Origin of the sequence: Actinomadura sp. SCN-SB, assembly GCF_043906805.1 — a bacterium.
GTDB lineage: Bacteria > Actinomycetota > Actinomycetes > Streptosporangiales > Streptosporangiaceae > Spirillospora.
Window position 1 is genome coordinate 1 of sequence record NZ_JBIMPP010000146.1, and the last position, 2,681, is coordinate 2,681.

The window sequence follows — 2,681 nt, forward strand, 5'->3', positions numbered from 1 at the left end:
ACCATCTCAGACGGCCACCCGTAGAACGCCGCAACACCGTCCGGCGCCAGTGGTTTCTGCGTCATGCGTCATACAGTTGCGCCACCTGCTCAGACTGACCAGGGACGCAATGTCCTACCCGCCGTGACCGCATCCAGCCAGCGTAGGACGTAGTGTCCTACCCCAATGCGAACACGGACGGCGACTGGGACGCCCTGTCCTAGTCGAGGTCCAAAGCCTTCACCAGTGTCCGAGTCTCGGGCGTCAATTGCCGCTCGCGCTCCCGGATCTCCTCGGCCACCGAACGCGCCACCCGCTGATGCCGGAACCAGACTCCGCTCACTTGCTTGGCCTCCAACAGCGTCGTCCGGGACGCCGCCAGGTGCCCGGAGTCGAGGTGCGCTTGCGCCACATCCATCAGGTGCGCGCCTCGCGAGATCCCATGTAGGTCGGCGGGGCCGATGCTCCTCGCGGCCTTCAGTGCCTTTCCCGGCTCGGCCAGCACTGAATACCCATACGTTTCCTGCATCGCCACTGTCACCGGCGAGAAGGCCGCGTGATGGTACGCCCGCACTGGCCGCTCCAACCTGGCCGCGCCCGCCGCCGCCAGCCGCAGATACTCGCTGGGGTCACGATCCTGCGCGACCACCGGGGCGATCGTGGTCAGCAGCAGATTCCCCCACACTGACAACTCCAGGTCATCCCCGCGGAACGACGGCTCGACCTGTTCGGCCATCCGCGCGGCCACATCCTCGGCCTCAGCGTGACGACCCTGATGCAGCAGCGTCCACGAATAGGACGCGTGCATCACCGCCCACAACAGCCGGTCGTCGCCCTGGTAGGCGGTCGTGATGGCTCGCTCGGCCGCGATGATCCCCAGATCCGTCCGCCCAATCTGCGTCATCAGACTCGACGCCAGATCGTAGGCGCACGTCAGCGCCTCCACCGCAGGCGTACCCAGCGCCGCGTGAGAATGCCGGGCCTCACCGATCAGACCAGGCAGCACCGCGAGCACCTCGCCGAAATCGCCGGCCCAGTACACAGCCCAGGCGCGCGCTACCGCCTGCGCGAGCTCGCCCGCCGGTGTGGGCTCTCCCCCATCATCTGCATCCAGGCCAGGCAGTAGCGACGGCGACAGAAGCACATCCCGCACAGCAAGCACCGATCCGCCATCGCGGTCAGCGCCAAGCCGCTCCCGCTTGTCCGCCAATTCGGCCAACTCCACGTCCAGCCCGTTAGCCAGCTTGGTCAACGTCGTGATCCGCGCCGACTGACGGCGCCCCTGCTCCAACTTTCGGACCACATCCACGCTCACCTCGGCGGCCTGGGCTAGGCCCTCTTGGGAGAGGCCACGCTCTTCACGGCGACGCTTCAGGTTGCGTCCGATCGCGCTAGGTTCGGGCATCGGCCCTGCACCCCTCACCTTGAGAGTCTCGACAACACTCAGGCTACGGTGCAGGGCCTGATCGCGTCACAGCTAGACCGACTCGCCTGCTGCTGACTTCGATCCCACCCCACGTGCGCAGTTCCCACCAACACCACACCCGCTGCGCCCCGCTATACCGTGCTACCGGCTCCAGGTTGAACAGTCCCGCACGTTACGCTCCCTTACCCGCCCACCCACCCAGGCAGGCACGACCCTGATCTCGGACTCGGCATGATCGACAAGGCGCGCAGGCAAATCGAACCACGGGCCCATCCCACACCGCGCGCTTGGCTCGCATCGATCGAAGCTCTTGCACACGCCAGCGCGCACAGGCAAGACCGTCAAGCGCGAAGCACGCAAGCGCTGCTCACGGCTGAGAGAGCCATTGAGCATGACCGCGCATCCGTGCCCCCATGGCCGTGGGTGTTCCCTTTTGACGATGCCAAGCTGGCCGGATACCGGGCGCTTGTAGCGGTCCGGCTCAACCAGCCCAGCCAAGCGCTTGCGGCGTTCGCCGAGTCTGCCGCCAGTGCCCAGCCAGCACCCAAGCAGCGAGCCGCCGTCATGCTGGACGTTGCTACAGCCGTGCGGCAAGGCGGAGAGCTAAGCCACGACACCAGCCAGGTGGGAGGCGTTTCGCCTCGGAAGCGACGCGCTCAAGATCGGAACCGCATATGCATCCGAACGGGTCATCCAGCGAGCCCGGCGCTTCCGCCGAGAGTACTCAGGCCCGATCACACCCAAGGTTCGCCAGTTCGACCGACAGCTACAATCCACCCTTGTCTGAAGGAACCGCCTTGCCACGCATCGCCATATCCGGTCACCGAGGCATGCCATCGGAGACCGAGCAGCTAGTTGACCAGGCCATCCGGAAGCTGCTCGCCACAACGACCGGCGACATCACCGGCTTGTCCTGTCTTGCGGATGGAGCCGATCAAATCTTCGCCCGCGCCGTCCTGGACCACGGTGGCGCCATCGAAGCCATCGTGCCCGCACGGCAATATCGTGATGGTCTACCAGAAGCGGTGCATGCTGAGTACGACCGGCTTTTCTCCGCAGCCAGCGGCGTTCACACCATGGATTTCACCGAGTCCGACTCCGAGGCTCACATGGCGGCCAGCGCCTACATGATCCGCCATGCGGACGAGCTGTGGGCGGTGTGGGACGGGCAGCCCGCACGCGGCTACGGAGGCACCGCCGACGTGGTCGCCCACGCGCGTGAGCATCGCGTCCCCATCCGAATCATTTGGCCCGACGGGGCACGACGCGACTGAGG

At 66.1% G+C, this 2,681-nt stretch carries 2 protein-coding genes; one reads left to right on the forward strand and one right to left on the reverse strand.

Going from position 1 to position 2,681, the window contains the following annotated elements:
- Positions 1-199: 199 nt before the first annotated feature.
- Positions 200-1,384 carry a helix-turn-helix domain-containing protein gene (locus ACGWYJ_RS38710; protein WP_395111663.1) on the reverse strand — a complete coding sequence of 395 codons (1,185 nt, stop codon included), beginning with the start codon at positions 1,382-1,384 and terminating at the stop codon, positions 200-202.
- An 800-nt stretch (positions 1,385-2,184) separates the two neighbouring features.
- Here ACGWYJ_RS38710 and ACGWYJ_RS38715 point away from each other — a divergent pair.
- Positions 2,185-2,679: a hypothetical protein gene (locus ACGWYJ_RS38715; RefSeq protein ID WP_395111665.1), complete on the forward strand. Its 495-nt coding sequence runs from the start codon at positions 2,185-2,187 to the stop codon at positions 2,677-2,679.
- Positions 2,680-2,681: the final 2 nt, after the last annotated feature.

Excerpts from the sequence above, each read along its gene's own strand:
- ACGWYJ_RS38710 (WP_395111663.1), bottom strand. The coding sequence starts at position 1,384 with ATGCCCGAACCTAGCGCGATCGGACGCAACCTGAAGCGTCGCCGTGAA.